Below are 16587 nucleotides of genomic sequence, written 5' to 3'. Positions count from 1 at the left end.
GCATCCACGCCAGCGAGGGCTTCGGCATCGACTCGGCGGCGAGCGGCATGACCGTCCGCATCGCCGGCTCGAACGCCTACATCCCGCTCCGGCTCACCTGACCCGGCCGCGCCCCCTCCTGCTCGCGCCGGCGTCAGCCGCGGTGCTTCGCGAGCCGCGCCCGGTCGACGATCTCGATGCGCCCCCGGCTCAGCGAGACGGCCCCGTCGGACTCCAGCGCGCGCAGCACCTGGTTGACGGTCGGGCGCGCAGCCCCCGCCAGGCCCGCGATGTCGTCCTGGGTGACGGTGAGCGTCACCGGCTTCGCCCCGTCGCCGTACTGCTCGGCGAGGGCCAGCAGCCGGCGGACGACGCGGTGGCGCACCGGGACGTACAACGCCTCGACCAGGTGCCCCGTCAGGCGCCGTACCTGGGCGGTGAGCACGTCCAGCAGCAGCCGCTCGACCCGCGGGTGGGTGGCACGCAGGGAGGCGATCTGGTCCCTGGTCAGGGTCAGCGCCTCGGTCGCCTCCAGCGCCATGACCGTCGCGCTGCGCTCCCCGACCTCCCCGAGCAGGGCCAGCTCCCCCACGGTCTCCCCCGGCCCGACCACCGCGAGCGTGACGGTGTCGCCGTACTCCGTCGTGACCCGCACGGCCACGTGGCCTGCCCGGATGAGGAAGAGGGTGTCGCCGGGGTCGCCGGCGTGGAAGAGCACCTCCCGCCGGGCGAAGGAGCGTGTGCGCGCGGCGGCCAGCACCTCGCGCCGCTCCTGGGGGTTGAGGCTGGCGAGCAGCGGCCACTCCATGAGGTGACTCCAGCACAGGTGGGGCGATGCTGTCAGTGCCTTCTTTCGACAGTCGCCCCATATCGCCACTTCCGGGCCGCATGGGGCATCCGTGCCCGGAGGACAGGGGTTGGGCCCGGCCGTCGCCCAGCCGTGGGAGCCGGCCGGCCGCTAGCATCCGCGCCGGCCATGCGGATGCCGGAGGAGGGTCGGTGAGCGAGGACCTTGTCGTCACCGGGGAGGTCGAGCTCTTCCCCGGCCCGGGCGGATGGCACTTCGTCCGGGCCCCGCGCGAGTGGTCCGGCGACCTCGCCCACCGCGCCCGCCGCGGCCTCATCGCCGTCACCGCGACCGTCGGCTCGACGACGTGGCCCACCTCGCTGATGCCCACGGGCGACGGCAGCCACTTCGTGGCCCTGCCGAAAGCCGTGCGCGCGGCCGAGGACGTACGGCTCGGCGACGACGTGACCGTGCGGGTCAGGCTGCGCGACCGCTGAGCGGCAGCTCAGGGCGTGCCGCTCTCCCGGAGCCGGCGGCGGTCGTCCGGCAGCCGCTGAGTGACCCCGCTGCGGTCCAGCAGCTCGAGGAACGGGACCGCGACGCGGCGGGTGGTGTCGAGGTGCCGCCGTGCCTCGCTGAGCGTGAAGGGCGCGGGCAGGCGCTCCAGCGCCGCCGCCGCACGGGCCGGCGCGTCGGGCAGCAGGTAGACCCCGTCGGCGACCTTGAGCAGGGCACCGACGCGTACGGCGGCGGCGAGCTCGCGGGCGCCGAGCCCGAGCTGGGCGAGCCGGTCGGCCTCGGGCGCCCGGAACGGCGCGACGGCGAGGTCGGCCTCGACCGCGGCCACCGCACGGGCCACAGCGGGCGGGAGCGACGGGGCAGCGGCCGGGAGGGACAGGCGCCCGTTCCGCGCCGGCAGCTGCCCGGCGGCCAGCTCCTCCACCAGGTCGCGGTCGGGAAGGTCGAGCCGCTGGCGCACGACATCGACCGGCGCGCCCGGCTCGAGCGGGTGGTCGGCGAGGTAGCGGCGCACCTCCTCTGCCAGAAGGGCGCGCAGCCCGCGCCACGTCTCCGGGTCGGCCAGCCAGTCGCCCGCGACGGGGCGCCCGGTGACCGGCACGCCCATCGCAGCGAGGTCGCCCCGGCGCACCAGCCCGCGCCGCCGCAGCTCGCCGGCCTCGTCCGGCCGCCCGTCGAGCGAGGCGAGCTCGGCGGCCCGGGCGGCCGCAGCACCTCGGCGGCGCAGGGCCGGGGGGCGTACGTCGAGGACGGTGACGCCGCCGGCCACTGCCCGTCGCCCCGGGTCGCGCAGCAGGGCGCGGTCCCCGATGCGCAGCGGCAGCGCGGCCGTGGCCGCCAGCCGGGCGGTGTCCCGGCCGAGCGGTCGCACGCGCACCGGCACGGCCGCCGAGCCCACGTGCAGGACGAGCATGGCAGGGAGCTCGGCCGCAACGACCCCGCGCACGCGCACGTCGACCACGTCTGCGGCCAGGAAGGCGCCGGGCGTCACGAGCACGTCACCGCGGGCGACGTCGTCCCGCTCGACGCCGCGCAGGTTCAGCGCCACCCGCGCCACGGCGTCCACCTGCTCGCGGGCCGCGCCGAGGGACTGCAGCCCGCGCACGCGGGCGCGCTTCCCGCCGGGCCCGAGCTCGAGCTCGTCCCCCACCCGCAGCGACCCCGCGGGCAGGGTGCCGGTGACGACGGTGCCGCTGCCCTTGATGGTGAAGGACCGGTCGACCCACAACCGCACAGGTGCTTTCTGCTCGGCCAGGGGCAGCGCGCGCACCAGCCGTTCGAGGGCGGCGACGAGGTCGGGCAGCCCGCTGCCGGTCACCGCGCTGACGGCGACGGACTCCACCTCGCCGAGCGTCGTCGCGGCGATCTCGGCCAGCGCCTCCTCGCGGGCGCGCTGCGGGGCGGCCAGGTCACTGCGGGCCACGACCAGCAAGCCGTGCCGCACCCCGAGCGCGTCCAGTGCCGCGAGGTGCTCGGCCGACTGCGGCATCCACCCCTCGTCGGCGGCCACGACGATCAGCGCTGCGGGGACCGGGCCCACACCGGCGAGCATGTTGGGAACGAAGCGCTCGTGCCCGGGGACGTCGACGAACGCGACCTGCGCCCCCGACGGTAGGTCGGTCCAGGCGTAGCCGAGGTCGATGGTCATGCCCCGGCGCCGCTCCTCGGCCCACCGGTCCGGCTCCATGCCGGTGAGCGCGCGGACGAGCGTCGACTTGCCGTGGTCCACGTGCCCGGCGGTGGCGATCACATGCACGGCGATTCCTGTCCCGCTCTTCCGGCTACTGCGAGGACGGCAGCGGCCACGTCGCCGTCGCGGCCGGGGTCGACGCACCGCAGGTCGAGCAGCAGCGCCCCGCGCTCGACCCGGCCGGCCACAGCCGGCTCGCCGAGGCGCAACGGCTCGGCGTACGCCGGAGGAAGCCGCACGGCGTACGACGCGATCTGCACGCCCGGGGCGCCCCCGCCGCCGACCACGGCGGTCGACTCGACGACCTCCGCCGCCACCCCGGCCGCGACGAGCCCCGCCGCGAGCTCCGCACTGCGTACGCGCAGCTGGTCGGCGGGCAGCCGCAGCGCCTGCCAGGTCGGCGTGACGGGACCGCGCAGGGTCGCCTCGAGCGCGGCGAGCGTCAGCTTGTCGACCCGCAGGGCGCGTGCGAGGGGATGCCGGCGCAGCCCCTCCACGACGCCGGACGTCCCGAGGAGCAGCCCCGCCTGCGGGCCGCCGAGCAGCTTGTCGCCGCTCGCCGTCACGAGCGCGGCGCCGGCGCGCAGCGAGGAGGCCGCGTCCGGCTCGTCGGGCAGCAGCGGGTCGGGAGCCAACAGGCCGGAGCCGATGTCGACGACGACCGGCACGCCGAGACCTGCGAGCTCCCCCACCGGGACCGAGGACGTGAACCCGGTGACCACGAAGTTCGAGGGATGGACCTTGAGCACCATGCCGGTGTCCGGGCCGACGGCCGCCCGGTAGTCCGCCACCGAGGTGCGATTCGTGGTTCCTACTTCACGCAGCCGTGCCCCGGTGGATTCCAGCAGGTCCGGCAGCCGGAAGCCGTCCCCGATCTCCACCAGCTCCCCGCGGCTGACGACGATCTCGCGCCCGGCCGCGAGGGCCGTCGCGGCGAGCACGAGCGCGGCGGCGCCGTTGTTGACCACGTGCACGGCCTCGGCGTCCGGCACCGCCGCGGCCAGGGCCTCGATGGCCCCGCGGCCGCGCCGGGCCCGCCGGCCGGTCGCCAGGTCGAGCTCGACGTCCGTGCCGCCGGCCGCCACGGTCAGCGCGTCGACGGCCGCCGGGGAGAGCGCCGCGCGGCCCAGGTTCGTGTGCAGGACGACCCCGGTCGCGTTGAGCACCGGGCGGAGGGTCGTCGCGGTGCGCGGCAGCCCCGCGAGCGCCGTTTCGATCACGTCGCCGGGCGCGATCTCCCCCCGACGGGCCTGCTCCTGCGCCCGGCGGACCGCGTCCCGCACCGTCTCCCGGCCGAGCCGGGACACGGCGGACGCCACCCGCCCGTCCGCGAGCACCGCGTCCGTGCGCGGGATGGCGCGCCGCGAGTCCGTCACCGGCGCACTGTAGGTCGGCGGGGCCGGGCGCGGCAGCCCGGGGTTGCGGCACCATGGGAGCGTGAGCCGAGCCCGGTACACCCTCCGCGCCGCCCGGCCCGTCGCCACCGCCGCGGCCCTGCTGCTGGCCCTGATGACGCCGGTGGCACGGGCTGCGCCACCGCCCGGCCGGCCGGCCGCGGCTGGCGACACGCTCCCCGGCTACAGCTCGTCGGTGAGCCGCATCAGCAACGCCACGCTCGCCCGCATGAAGCACTCGCACCGCGCGGGCTGCCCGGTCAAGGTGCGCGACCTACGGCTGGTCACACTGCGCTACGTCGGCTTCGACGGCAAGGCGCACACGGGCGAGCTGGTCGTCGCCGCCTCGGTGGCCGCCGACGTCACGGCGGCCTTCGGCGCGCTGTACGACGCGCGCTTCCCCATCGCGCGGATGCTCCTGGTCGACGCCTACGCGGGATCGGACGCCCGCTCGATGGCCGCCAACAACACCTCCGCCTACAACTGCCGCAAGGTCGCGGGCACCGGCCGCTGGTCCGAGCACTCCTACGGCCGTGCGGTCGACGTCAACCCGGTGCAGAACCCGTACGTGAAGGGCAGGGTCGTGCAGCCCGCGGCCGGGCGAGCCTACGTCGACCGCTCCCGGGACGCCGCCGGACTGCTGCGCGCAGGGGAGCCAGCCGTGGAAGCCTTCACGGCGAGGGGCTGGGGCTGGGGCGGCAGCTGGCGGAGCTCCAAGGACTACCAGCACTTCTCCTCCACCGGCCGCTGAGCCGTGCGGGTGCCACCGGAACCCGGTTTCACACGATCGTGATCTGACATGCCCCCGCCCGGGCTACCCGCCGACCCGCGGCAGACCGCACACTGACCGGTCGAGGCGGCGTTCGGCAGCGGGGCCGGGCCGGGCCTGTGGAAGGAGCATCGCGGGTGGAACCGAAGCTGATCTACAACTTCGCCGGCTGGATCGAGGTCCGGTCCGACGACCCCGCGTGCATCCAGGAGCTGCATTCGCACGCCGACGCCCACGGCCTGCCGACCGTCGTGGAGACCCGCCGCGGGGACGGCTTCGACCACCTGCTCCGGGTCGAGGTCGCCGGGGACGACCCCCGCGTCATCGACGCGGCGTACGCCTTCGCCCAGCACGTCGACCGGATGGTGGTCGAGTCCTGCTGACGCCACAGCGCGCGGCAGCCGAGCGCGGAGGCGGATGGGAATCGAACCCACCAGCGACAGAGACTGCCGCTCAACGGTTTTGAAGACCGCGGGGGACACCAGTACCCCGAACGCCTCCCCGGTGTCTCCGGGCGGAGTCACCGAGGTGGGAACCCTACCCCGCGCAGCCGCAGGCCCTGGGTGCCTCGGACGTAGGCTCGCCCGCGTGACGGCTCTCGAGACGTACCGGTTGACCCAGTTCGCCCACGGCGGCGGCTGCGCCTGCAAGATCCCGCCCGGCGAGCTCGAGGACGTGGTCGCGGGGCTCGTGGCCGGCTCGGCCAGCACCGAGGACGAGCTGCTGGTCGGCCTGGAGGCCGGCGACGACGCCGCGGTCGTGCGGATAGCGGAGGGCACGGCCGTCGTGGCCACGGCGGACTTCTTCACCCCCGTTGTGGACGACGCCTACGACTGGGGCCGGATCGCGGCGGCCAACGCCCTCTCGGACGTCTACGCGATGGGCGGGCGCCCGGTCGTCGCGGTCAACCTGCTGGGATGGCCGCGCGACGTGCTCCCCTTCGACCTCGCCCGCGAGGTCCTGCGCGGAGGGCTCGAGGTGGCGACCGCCGCGGGCTGCCATGTGGCCGGCGGGCACAGCGTCGACGACCCCGAGCCGAAGTACGGCATGGCGGTGACCGGGCTCGCCGACCCGCAACGGCTGCTGCGCAACGACGCCGGCCGGCCCGGGGTGCCGCTCACGCTCACCAAGCCGCTGGGTGTCGGGGTGCTGAACAGCCGCCACAAGGCCACCGGGGAGCGGTTCGCGCAGGCGGTCGACGCGATGACGACGCTCAACCGGGACGCGTCGCAGCGGGCGCTCGCAGCCGGTGCGGTCTGCGCGACCGACGTCACCGGGTTCGGGCTGCTCGGCCACCTGCACAAGCTCGCCCGCGCCAGCGGGGTCACCGCGGTCGTCGACGCGGCGGCGGTGCCGTACCTCGACGGCGCCCGCGACGCGCTCGCCGCCGGTCACGTGTCCGGCGGCACGCGCCGCAACCTGGACTGGGTGCGGCCGCACGCGGACCTGTCGGCCGTCCCGGAGGACGAGGCGCTCCTGCTCGCCGACGCGCAGACCTCGGGAGGCCTGCTGGTGGCCGGGGAGGTCCCCGGCTACCCCGTCGTCGGCGAGCTCGTCGCCCCCCTCGAAGGGGTCACCGTCATCGTGCGCTGACCGAGGACGGCGCCTGCCGTGCTCCCGGAGCCCGCGTGAGGAGCGGGAGCGCCAGCGAGACGAGGGCCAGCACGCCGATGACGGTGAACGGCAGGGTGTAGCTGTCGCTCGAGTCGTAGAGCACCGAGGTGATGAGCGGCCCCGCGACGCCGCCGATGCTCCACGCGACGAGCATCGCGCCGTAGATCGCGCCCGCGTTGGGCGTGCCGTAGAAGTCCGCAGCGGTCGCGGGCATCGTCCCGAATCCGCCGCCGTAGCAGAGGTAGATCAGCGCCGCGAGGATGGCGAACAGCGCGAAGGCGCTGCTGTGCGGGATGAGCAGGAAGCAGACCGCCTGGATCGCGAGCATCCCGAGGAAGGCCTGCATCCGGCCGATCCTGTCCGAGGTCGCGGCCCAGAGGATGCGCCCGCCACCGTTGAACAGCCCCATGATGCCGACGAAGAAGGACGCGGTGGCGGCGCTGGCGCCGGCGATCTCCTGGGCCGCGTCCGAAGCCTGGGAGACGAAGGCGATGCCGCACGCGGTGTTGAGCGCGAGGATCGCGGTCAGGAGATACCACTGCGGGGTCCGCAGCGCCTCCTTGAGGTCGTACGCCCGGGCGCCGGTCGCCGCCTTCCCTGATGCGGCCTGCTCGTACCCCGGCACGGTGTACCCGGCCGGCGGGTTGCGGAAGAACGAGGCACCGAGCAGGACCGCCACGAGGTAGCCGATGCCGAGGGGCAGGAAGACGCTGGTCTTGTCGTCGGTGTTGTCCAGCATCGACTTGGCGAGCGGGCCGGTGATGACCGCGCCGAAGCCGAAGCCACCGACGGCGATCCCGGTGATGAGCCCGCGCTTGTCCGGGAACCACTTGCCCAGCATCGCGATGGGGGTGATGTACGCGGCACCGAGGCCGATGCCCCCGAGGACGCCGTACGTCAGCACCAGCAGCCACAGCTGGTCCGCGGAATCGACCAGCGACGCCAGCATGATGCCGATGGAGTAGAGGATGCCGCCCACGAGCGCGACGGGGCGCGGGCCGAGCCGGTCCTGGATCCGGCCGCCGACGAAGCTGCCGATGAAGATCGTGCCGATGGCCACCTCGAACGGCAGCACGGCCTCGGTCTTGCTCCAGTCGAACTGCGTCTGGAGGGGCTTGTTGAACACGCTCCAGGCGTACACGGCACCTAGCGCCAGCTGGACGAGGACCGCAGCGACGACGATCAGCCAACGGCCCCCGGGGGGCGAGCCGGCCGCGCGGTTCCCCGTTGCCTCAGTGCTTCCCCGCGTCGTCACGCCCGGCCTCCGGCTGTGCGGTCGATGTCTGCTTGGCCCCGCGCCGGGCGTTCACACGCTCCCGCTGCGGCACGACGGTGTACTTCGGGTCCTTCGCCGACGCCACGCCGCCCTCGAACACCCCGAAGCGGGTCGCCACGCTGCCGGCGAGCAGGCAGGCGCCACCCGCGACGGAGACGACCCTGCTGCGCCCGCCCAGCAGGGCGCCCACGGCGCCGGCGACCGTCAGCGCACGGGCAGCCCGGAGCAGCGTGCCCGGACGGCCCTGCCGGTAGGGCTCGCTCAGCAGGCCGTGCCCCTCCTCCAGCCGGTGCCCGGCGGCGAGCTCCAGCGCCGCGCCGACGAGCGCGAGCCGGCGAGCGGGCGCCGCCTGCGCCACGGGCGCGAGGACCATGCCGGCCCCAGCGCCGCTGGCGAGCGCGCTGCCGCCGAACATGAAGGGCAGCTCCCGGTAGACCTCGTGCCAGGACGGCACCGCGGTGTCGGCGAAAAGCACTGCGGTGTACGTCGCGAGCGCCGGCGCCACGGCGGCCGCGGCGAGCCCGGACGCGGAGCCCGCGACCGGCAGCAGCCTGCGCCCGAGGCCCAGCACCCCCGTGCGCGGCAGCAGGGGCGCTGCCTCGGTCACGGCCGCGGCCCCGGCCAGGCCGCCGAACGAGGAGAGGATCCAGGTGCCCATCGACATGGGGGACGTGGGCTTCGCGACCCGCAGCATGTGGTGGAAGCGCCCGGGCCTGCCGAGGTCCTTGATGAGGAAGAACGTGCTCGCGCCCAGCGCCCCCAGGCAGGTGAGGCGCGAGTTGCGCCGCAGGGTCTCCGCGCCGGTCAGGCTCGCGCCCGCCGCCACCATGGACGATCCGGCCGCGAGGCCCCCGGTGAAGAGGTAGATGGCGATGTCGTGCGTCCAGACCGGCGCCTTCAGCACCGCCCGGCCGTAGTACGACTCGAAGGCCGCGTCCGGCACCATCACGGACTCGTCGCGCTTCCCCCCGCCGCGGGGCTTGCGCCGGCCGTCGCCGCGGCCCTGTTCCCAGCTGAGCGCAGCCTGGTCGCCGTGCGGGACGCGGCCGCCGCCCGGTGGCGTCGACCCGACCTCCCGCTCGGCGGGAACGCCCTCCCCCGTCACCGCCGGCGCCCGAGGGCCGAGGAGACGAAGGCCAGCGCCACACCGGCGACCATCGCCACCGAGGCCAGGCCGGCGTGCCGCCACATGTCCGGCAGGTCCCGCGTGGTGACGATCGGGTCCGGCGGGAGGCCGTAGACCTCGGGGTCGTCGAGGAGGAGGAAGAACGCGCCGTCGCCGCCGACGCCGTCCTCGGGGTCGTTGCCGTAGAGCCGCGCCTCCGAGACACCGGCGCCGTGCAGCTGCTCGAGCCGGCGCTGCGCACGCTCGCGCAGCTCGTCGAGCTCGCCGAACTGGATCGACTCGGTGGGGCAGGACTTCGCGCAGGCCGGGGTCATCCCTGCGCCGAGCCGGTCGTAGCAGAGCGTGCACTTCCACGCCCGGCCGTCGTCCTCGCGCTTGTCGATGACGCCGTAGGGGCACGCCGAGACGCAGTAGCCACAGCCGTTGCAGATGTCCTCCTGCACCACGACCGTGCCGAACTCGGTGCGGAACAGCGAGCCGGTGGGGCAGACGTCGAGGCAGGCCGCGTGCGTGCAGTGCTTGCAGACGTTGGACATCATGAGCCAGCGGAAGTCCGTCCGGCTCTCTGCGCCCGTCCCGCGGCCCGGCGGCTCGGCGGCCGGCATGCCGAGGAACTGCGGCTGCGCCCCGGACGCCTGCCGTGCCGCCTCGGCCACCTCGTGGCTCGACCCCACCCCGGTGCCCAGCCGGTCCTGCTCAGGCAGGGCCCGCACGCCGGCGGCCGTCACGTCGAACGCCGGCCCTGTGCCCGACGGGCCGGTCGGGGTGCTGTCGCTCGCGAACGGCGCGCTCTTGTTGCCCACGCCGTACGGCTGCTCGATGAAGTGCACCGCACGCCACGAGTCGGCCCCGAGCCCACCGGTGTTGTCGTAGGAGAAGCCCAGCAGGTTCAGCCCGTCCTCGGGGACGGCGTTCCACTCCTTGCAGGCGACCTCGCAAGCCTTGCAGCCGATGCACACCGAGGTGTCGGTGAAGAAGCCCACGCGGGGTGGAGCGTCCTCGTAACCCGCGTCGGGCGCCGGGTCCAGCGGGCCGTACAAGCTGTTCTTCGACACCATCTCAGCTCTCCTGCCCGTCCGGTCCGGTGCTTGCGTCCCGGCCACCCTGGCCCGGCCCGTCGGGCCGCTGTCCGCGCCCGGTCGGCGTCTCGGCGGATGCATGCTGCCCGGTCGTCTCCGCCGACTCGCCGTAGCCGACGCTCACCGAGCCCGACGTGGCGTGACGGGAGCGCACCTCGTCGTGGTCCGCCCCGATCAGGTCCGACGTACGAGCCACGGTTCCGGTCTCCCGGGTCACGTGTGCACGCCTCCGGTAGTCGTCGACGAGCTCCAGCACGGCGTGCCCGCGCGGGCGCCGGCCGTAGCGCACGTCGCACGTCCCGGCCTTGCACTCCTGGATGTGCACGTTCGGGTCGAGTGTGAGGTGCGGCAGGTCGTTGACGACGTCGCCGGTCGTGAGGCCGCCCGGCCCCCAGTGGTAGGGCAGCCACACCTGGTGCACGACCTTGTTCTGCACGCGCAGCGGCGTCAGCCGGTCGGTGACGAGGACGCGCGCCTCGATCACCGCACGGGCCGTGATGACGTGCGCCCAGTCCAGGTGCTTGAGGCCGCGCTCGGCCGCCATCTCCGGGGAGACCTCCATGAACAGCTCGGGCTGCAGCTCGGCGAGGTACGGCACGTAGCGGCTCATGCCTCCCGCGGTGTGGTGCTCGGTCAACCGAGAGGTCGTCCAGACGTACGGGAAGTGCTCGCTGCCCTCCTCCGGAGGGCTCGGGTGCATCTCGTTGACGGTGTTCGTATAGATCTCGCGCGTCGGGTTCTGCTGCTGGGTGTAGACGGCGTTGCGGAACGGGGACTCGCCCGGCTCGTAGTGCGCGGGCAGCGGGCCGTCGACCGTCCCCCGCGGAGCGAACAGCCACGCCTTGCCGTCGGCCTGCATGATGAACGCGTCGTCGCCGGCCAGCGCCGCCGGACCCGACGCATGGGGGTCGGGCCGGAACGACGGGGCCTTGTCGACCTGGAAGTCCGGCACGTCGTGCCCGACCCACTTGGCCTGGCCCTCGTCCCACCAGACGAGGGCCTTGCGCTCGCTCCACGGCTTGCCGTCCGGGTCCGCCGCCGCCCGGTTGTAGAGGATGCGGCGGTTGGCCGGCCAGGCCCAGCCCCACTCGGGCGCCAGCCAGTTCTGCTCCTTGCCGGGCTTGCGGCGGGCGGCCTGGTTGACGCCGTCCTTGTAGACGCCGCAGTAGATCCAGCATCCGCCGCTCGTCGTGCCGTCGGCCTTCATCTCGTTGAAGGTCGAGAGCAGGCGCCCGGTCGCGATCTCGTAGCCGTTGACCTCGCGCAGGACGGCGTCCGCGTCCGGGTCCTGCTCCTCGCCGTGGACCGGGTAGTCCCACGTCAGGTCGAGCAGCGGGCGGTCCCGCTCGTCGGTCGACGCCGCCAGCCGCTCCCGCATCTTCCGGCCGAGGTGATAGATGAACCACAGATCAGAGGTGCAGTCACCCGGCGGGTCCAGGGCCTTCTCGCGCCACTGCAGCAGCCGCTGCGTCTGGGTGAAGGTCCCTTCCTTCTCCACGTGAGTGGCCGCCGGCATCAGGAAGACCTCGGTCCGGCACTCCTCGGGCACGATCTCCCCGGTCTCGATCTCCGGCGCGTTCTTCCAGAACGTCGCGCTCTCGATCTGCACGAGGTCCCGCACGACCACCCAGTCGAGGTTGGCCAGCCCGAGCCGCTGGGCCCGGCCGTTCGCGGACCCGACGGCCGGATTCTGCCCGAGCAGGAAGTAGCCGAAGATCTTCCCGCCCTCGATCATGTCCATGACCTGGCTGTAGGTGCCGTGGTCACCGTTGATGCGGGGCAGGTAGTCGTAGCAGAAGTCGTTCTCCGGCGTCGCCTTGTCGCCCCAGTACGACTTCAGCAGGCTGACCATGTAGGCGTCAGCGTTGCCCCAGAAGCCCTTCTGGTTCTTGCCCTTGATGTCGTCGATGTAGGTCGACAGGGAGTCGTGCTCGGCCTGCGGCATGGCCAGGTAGCCGGGCAGCAGGTTGTAGAGGGTCGGGATGTCCGTCGAGCCCTGGATGCTGGCGTGGCCGCGCAGCGCGAGGATGCCCGCACCGGGGCGGCCGACGTTGCCGAGCAGCAGCTGCAGGATCGCGCCGGTGCGGATGTACTGCACGCCCGTGCCGCGCTGGGTCCATCCCACGCTGTAGACGAGCATCGTCGTCCGGTCCCGGCCGCTGTTGGACGCCCAGGCGTGCGCGACCTCGGCGAAGACGTCCGGCGAGATGCCGCAGACCTCCTCGACCAGCTCCGGGGTGTAGCGCGAGAAGTGGCGCTTCAGGATCTGGAAGACGCACCGCGGGTGCTGCAGCGTCTCGTCCTTCTGCACCTGGTGGTGCTCGAGCGCGGCACCGGCACCGCCCAGGCGCTGCCCGTGCTCGGAGTCACGCGACTGGTCGGTCTCGTGACTCTCCTCGCCGCTGTCGCCCTCCTGGCCCGCGTACTGCCAGGACGAGGTGTCGTAGGCCCGCTTCTCGTCGTCGAAGCCGGAGAAGAGGCCGTCGAGGTCCTCGGTGTCCTCGAAGCCCTCGCTGATGATCCACGAGGCGTTCGTGTAGGCCTTGACGTAGTCCTCGAACCACAGGTCGTTCGAGAGCACGTGGTTGACGATCGCGCCCAGGAAGACGATGTCCGTCCCTGAGCGGATCGGCACGAACGTGTCGGCGTGCGCGCTGGTGCGCGTGAAGCGCGGGTCGATGTGGATGACCTTCGCCCCGCGGGCCTTCGCCTCCATCACCCACTGGAACCCCACCGGGTGGCACTCGGCGAAGTTCGAGCCCTCGATGATGATGCAGTCGGCATTCTGCAGGTCCTGCAGAGAGTTCGTCGCGCCGCCACGACCGAACGAGGCCCCCAGACCGGGGACGGTGGCGGAGTGTCAAATACGCGCCTGGTTCTCCACCTGGATGGCGCCCATCGCGGTGAAGAGCTTCTTGATGAGGTAGTTCTCCTCGTTGTCGAGGGTTGCCCCTCCGAGGCTCGCGATCCCCATCGTGCGGCGCAGCGCGCGCCCCTGCTCGTCGGTGTCCTGCCAGCCGCGCCGCCGGGCGTCGATCACGCGGTCGACGATCATGTCCATCGCGGTGTCGAGCTCGAGGTTCTCCCACTCGGTCGCGTACGGCCGGCGGTAGAGCACCTTGGTCTCGCGCAGCGGGTTGTTGACGAGGTTCTCGCTGGCGGCGCCCTTGGGGCAGAGGCGGCCGCGCGAGATCGGGCTGTCGGGGTCGCCCTCGATGCCGATAACGTGCTCGTCCTTGACGTAGACACGCTGGCCGCAGCCGACCGCGCAGTAGGGGCAGACCGACCTGGCCACCCGGTCCGCCGTCTCCGTGCGCGCCACCAGCCGCTTGGAGCCGGCCGACTTGGATGCGGCACCGCGACCCAGCGGGTCCGGACCGGTGAGCTGGCGGTAGACCGGCCAGCCCTCGATCCAGGTGCGTACGCCCATGTCCGCCCCCTCCTTCGCTCGCCCCGGATGCGGGAGTTGCCCCAGTGCGGGCAACGCTAACCCCGATGGGCGGGCTTGGGGAGGTCGGGCCGGGGTACGCCGCGCCGCGGGACCTCGCCGGCCCGTCCGCACCCGGCGGGAGAGGAGAGCACCCGATGGCTGCGCAGCCGGTCGCCCCGCCGCGGGCCGCGCGGCTCGCCCCGCTCGTCGGGCTCCTGGCGTTCGTGGTGCTGGGCAGCTGCCTGCTGCTGTGGGCGAAGTGGTCGCCGTACGTGGCGAAGACGCAGTCGCTCTCCGCGGGGGGAGGCTGGCCCGGGTCGTCGTTGCTGGCCACGGCGGGCGTGGAGCCGGGCTCGGCACCGAGCTGGGCCGCGGCGACGTCGTTCACCCGGGCGTACGCCGACGCCGTCTGGAAGGCCGTGGTCGCGGGCCTGCTCATCGCGGCGGCGGTCCAGAGCCTGGTCCCGCGGGCGTGGCTGCTGCGGGCGATGTCCCGGCGCAGCCCGGCCGCGAGCGCCGTCGTCGGCGGGCTGGTGTCCACGCCGTCGATGATGTGCAGCTGCTGAACCGCGCCGGTCGCCTCGACCCGTCCCCGAGTACCTGGTCGTCGTGCTGGCGGTGGGGGCCTTCAGCGGCTGGCTCTTCCCGCTCGGGGAGTCGGCCCGCTCGTGGGGCGTCCTCGCAGCCCTGGTGGCCGTCGTGCTCGGGACGCTGCTGGTGGTCCCCACCGCCGGCGAGATCCCGATCGCGCAGGGCCTGCGCGCGGCAGGGCTCGGCAACGGCGCGGTCGGGGCCCTGCTGATCGTGCTGCCCGCCGTCAGCCTGGCGTCGATGGTCATGGTCGCTCGCGCCCTGGGGTGGCCGGTGACGCTGGCGACCGCCGCCGTGGTGGCCGCCGGCGGGGCCGTGGCCGCGGTGCTGCTCCCGGCCCTGCTGCTGCTCTGACGCGCCAGGGCCCGCACGGGCCCTGCCGTGCGGTCGGCGAGCGCCAGCCCGGTCAGCCCGGTCAGCCCGCCGGCCGTGCCTGCCAGGCCTCCCACGCGCTGGCGATCATGTCCTCGAGGTCGCGCTGCGCTCGCCAGCCGAGGCCGGCGTTCGCCTTCTCCGGGCGGGCGACCACCCGCGCCGGGTCGCCGGCGCGGCGCGCCACCACGTCGTACTCGAAGTCGATGCCCGTGACCTTGCGGGTCACCTCCATGACCTCCTTGACCGTCGCCCCCTCGCCGCGCCCGATGTTGTAGGCCTCGGCGAGCGGCCCCTCGGCCAGCTTGCGGGCGGCAGCCACGTGCGCGTCGGCCAGGTCCACCACGTGGATGTAGTCGCGGATGCAGGAGCCGTCACGTGTGGGGTAGTCGTCGCCGAAGACCTTGGGGCGCCGGCCCTCCGTGATGGCCTGGAACGTCAGCGGGACGAGGTTGAAGACTCCGGTGTCACCGAGCACCGGGCTGCCCGCCCCCGCAACGTTGAAGTAGCGGAGGCTGGCCCAGCGGGTGCCGGTGGCCTTGCCGAAGTCCTCGATGACCCACTCGCCGACCAGCTTGGTCTCGCCGTAGGGGCTCACCGGGCGCTGCGGGTCCGTGACGACGACGTCCTCGACGACGTCCTCGGTCTTGGGCTCGCCGTAGACCGAGGAACTGGAGGAGAAGACCAGCTGCTCCACGCCCTCGTCGTGCATGGCGCTGAGCAGGCTCTGCAGCCCGGTGACGTTCTGCTGCCAGTAGAAGAGCGGCCGCTCGACCGACTCCCCCACGGCCTTCTTGGCCGCGAGGTGGACGACGCCGGTCACTTCGTGCTCGCGCAGCGCGCGGCGCACGGCAGCGGTGTCGAGCACGTTCGCCTCGACCAGCGGGATGTCCGGGCCCAGTCGCTCGCGTACCCCGGTGGACAGGTCGTCCAGGACGACGGCGCCGAGCCCCGACTCCTGCAGGGCCAGCGCGATGTGTGCCCCGATGTAACCGGCTCCCCCGGTCAGCAGCCACGTCATGGGGCGACAGTACCGAGCGGCCTCCCGGTGATGCGCGCGTACGCCTCCAGGTAGCGCTCGCGGGTCCGCTGCACGACGTCGTCGGGCAGGGGCGGGGGCGGCTCGCCGCTGTCACGCCGCCAGCCCGAGGCCGGGGAGGTGAGCCAGTCGCGGACGTACTGCTTGTCGAAGGACCGCTGGGGCCGGCCCGGCTGCCAGCTGTCCGCCGGCCAGAAGCGCGAGCTGTCCGGCGTCAGCACCTCGTCGCCCAGCACCACGGTGCCGTCAGGGCGAGCGCCGAACTCCAGCTTGGTGTCGGCGAGCACGATGCCGCGCTCACGAGCGATCTGCTCGCCGACGCGGTAGACCGCGAGCGTCAGCCGGCGCAGCTCCGCCGCGACGGGCGCGCCGATCGCGCGCTCGACCGCCTCGAACGACACGTTCTCGTCGTGCTCGCCGACGGCGGCCTTCGTCGCGGGAGTGAAGATCGGCTCGGGCAGCGCGCTCCCGTCCTCGAGCCCCGGCGGCAGGGGGTTGCCGCAGACCTGTCCCGTCGCCCGGTAGTCGGCGAGGCCGGAGCCGGTGAGGTAGCCGCGCGCGACGCACTCGACCGGGAACATCTGCAGCCGCTCGCAGACCATGGCGCGGCCGGCCCACTCGGGCGGGGCCTCGGCCGGCAGGTCGGTCGTCAGCAGGTGGTTCGGGACCACGTCCGCGAGCCGCTCGAACCACCACAGCGACAGCTGGGTGAGGACGCGACCCTTGTCCGGCACCGGGGTCTCGAGCACGTGGTCGTACGCGGAGACCCGGTCACTGGCGACGACCACGAGACGGCCGTCGTCGAGGGCGTAGAGGTCACGGACCTTGCCGCTGTGCACGTGGCGTAGCGCGTCGCCCACGGGTCGTTCCCTCCCGGCCCCGGGGCCGCACCGATCGATAGAGATCGCCCAGAACAGGCATG

General features: G+C 73.7%; 14 protein-coding genes, 1 tRNA gene and 1 pseudogene. 6 read left to right on the top strand and 10 right to left on the bottom strand.

What is annotated here, in order from left to right; all coding sequences use genetic code 11:
- Positions 1–133 precede the first annotated feature (133 nt).
- Entirely contained in the window at positions 134–787 is a 654-nt protein-coding gene (locus G9H72_RS18600) for a Crp/Fnr family transcriptional regulator (RefSeq protein ID WP_166173920.1), read from the bottom strand.
- Between the two features lie 191 nt (positions 788–978).
- On the opposite strand from G9H72_RS18600, the gene G9H72_RS18595 reads away from it, so the two are divergent.
- Positions 979–1263 carry a DUF1905 domain-containing protein gene (locus tag G9H72_RS18595; protein ID WP_166173918.1) on the top strand — a complete coding sequence of 95 codons (285 nt, stop codon included), beginning with the start codon at positions 979–981 and terminating at the stop codon, positions 1261–1263.
- 8 nt (positions 1264–1271) lie between these two features.
- On the opposite strand, the gene selB is transcribed toward G9H72_RS18595, so the two are convergent.
- Together selB and selA are read right to left on the bottom strand one after the other, a co-directional pair.
- Positions 1272–3041 (bottom strand): selenocysteine-specific translation elongation factor, encoded by a 1770-nt coding sequence (selB, locus tag G9H72_RS23220; protein ID WP_166173916.1) that lies wholly within the window; start codon positions 3039–3041, stop codon positions 1272–1274.
- Complete coding sequence (gene selA / locus G9H72_RS18585) at positions 3032–4351, bottom strand: L-seryl-tRNA(Sec) selenium transferase (protein WP_166173914.1); 1320 nt, start codon at positions 4349–4351, stop codon at positions 3032–3034. The genes selB and selA overlap by 10 nt, the downstream gene beginning before the upstream one ends.
- A 61-nt stretch (positions 4352–4412) precedes the next feature.
- Between selA and G9H72_RS23215 the strand changes: the two genes are divergently transcribed.
- Both G9H72_RS23215 and G9H72_RS18575 read left to right on the top strand, forming a co-directional pair.
- Complete coding sequence (locus tag G9H72_RS23215; RefSeq protein WP_166173912.1) at positions 4413–5120, top strand: M15 family metallopeptidase; 708 nt, start codon at positions 4413–4415, stop codon at positions 5118–5120.
- 155 nt (positions 5121–5275) lie between these two features.
- Positions 5276–5521 (top strand): hypothetical protein, encoded by a 246-nt coding sequence (locus G9H72_RS18575; RefSeq protein WP_166173910.1) that lies wholly within the window; start codon positions 5276–5278, stop codon positions 5519–5521.
- Between the two features lie 24 nt (positions 5522–5545).
- Here G9H72_RS18575 and G9H72_RS18570 read toward each other — a convergent pair.
- A tRNA-Sec gene (locus G9H72_RS18570) sits at positions 5546–5639 on the bottom strand.
- An 87-nt stretch (positions 5640–5726) separates the two neighbouring features.
- On the opposite strand from G9H72_RS18570, the gene selD reads away from it, so the two are divergent.
- Positions 5727–6731, top strand: a complete 1005-nt coding sequence (selD, locus tag G9H72_RS18565) for a selenide, water dikinase SelD (RefSeq protein ID WP_166173908.1) — start codon at positions 5727–5729, stop codon at positions 6729–6731.
- On the opposite strand, the gene G9H72_RS18560 is transcribed toward selD, so the two are convergent.
- The 4 genes and pseudogenes from G9H72_RS18560 to fdh all read right to left on the bottom strand — a co-directional run.
- A complete protein-coding gene (locus G9H72_RS18560) occupies positions 6718–8007 on the bottom strand; it encodes an L-lactate MFS transporter (RefSeq protein ID WP_331272416.1) in 1290 nt (429 codons plus the stop codon). The two genes, selD and G9H72_RS18560, sit on opposite strands and share 14 nt — an antisense overlap.
- A complete protein-coding gene (gene nrfD, locus G9H72_RS18555; protein ID WP_331272415.1) occupies positions 7985–9133 on the bottom strand; it encodes an NrfD/PsrC family molybdoenzyme membrane anchor subunit in 1149 nt (382 codons plus the stop codon). The genes G9H72_RS18560 and nrfD overlap by 23 nt, the downstream gene beginning before the upstream one ends.
- Entirely contained in the window at positions 9130–10212 is a 1083-nt protein-coding gene (locus G9H72_RS18550) for a 4Fe-4S dicluster domain-containing protein (RefSeq protein WP_166173906.1), read from the bottom strand. The genes nrfD and G9H72_RS18550 overlap by 4 nt, the downstream gene beginning before the upstream one ends.
- A 199-nt stretch (positions 10213–10411) precedes the next feature.
- Positions 10412–13663 (bottom strand): annotated as a pseudogene (gene fdh, locus G9H72_RS18545) (formate dehydrogenase); the annotation flags it as partial.
- Positions 13664–13818: 155 nt separating this feature from the next.
- Between fdh and G9H72_RS18535 the strand changes: the two are divergent.
- Positions 13819–14229: a hypothetical protein gene (locus tag G9H72_RS18535; protein WP_166173902.1), complete on the top strand. Its 411-nt coding sequence runs from the start codon at positions 13819–13821 to the stop codon at positions 14227–14229.
- A gap of 43 nt (positions 14230–14272) precedes the next feature.
- A complete protein-coding gene (locus tag G9H72_RS18530) occupies positions 14273–14608 on the top strand; it encodes a hypothetical protein (protein ID WP_166173900.1) in 336 nt (111 codons plus the stop codon).
- A gap of 61 nt (positions 14609–14669) precedes the next feature.
- Here G9H72_RS18530 and galE read toward each other — a convergent pair whose 3' ends face one another.
- Both galE and G9H72_RS18520 read right to left on the bottom strand, forming a co-directional pair.
- Complete coding sequence (gene galE, locus G9H72_RS18525) at positions 14670–15647, bottom strand: UDP-glucose 4-epimerase GalE (RefSeq protein ID WP_166173898.1); 978 nt, start codon at positions 15645–15647, stop codon at positions 14670–14672.
- Positions 15644–16525, bottom strand: a complete 882-nt coding sequence (locus G9H72_RS18520; RefSeq protein WP_166173896.1) for a phosphoribosylaminoimidazolesuccinocarboxamide synthase — start codon at positions 16523–16525, stop codon at positions 15644–15646. The genes galE and G9H72_RS18520 overlap by 4 nt, the downstream gene beginning before the upstream one ends.
- Between the last annotated feature and the right edge of the window lie 62 nt (positions 16526–16587).

The organism is Motilibacter aurantiacus (assembly GCF_011250645.1).
Lineage (GTDB): Bacteria > Actinomycetota > Actinomycetes > Motilibacterales > Motilibacteraceae > Motilibacter_A > Motilibacter_A aurantiacus.
Note: the sequence above shows the minus strand (reverse complement) of the source record. Positions and strands in the feature narration are given on the sequence as shown.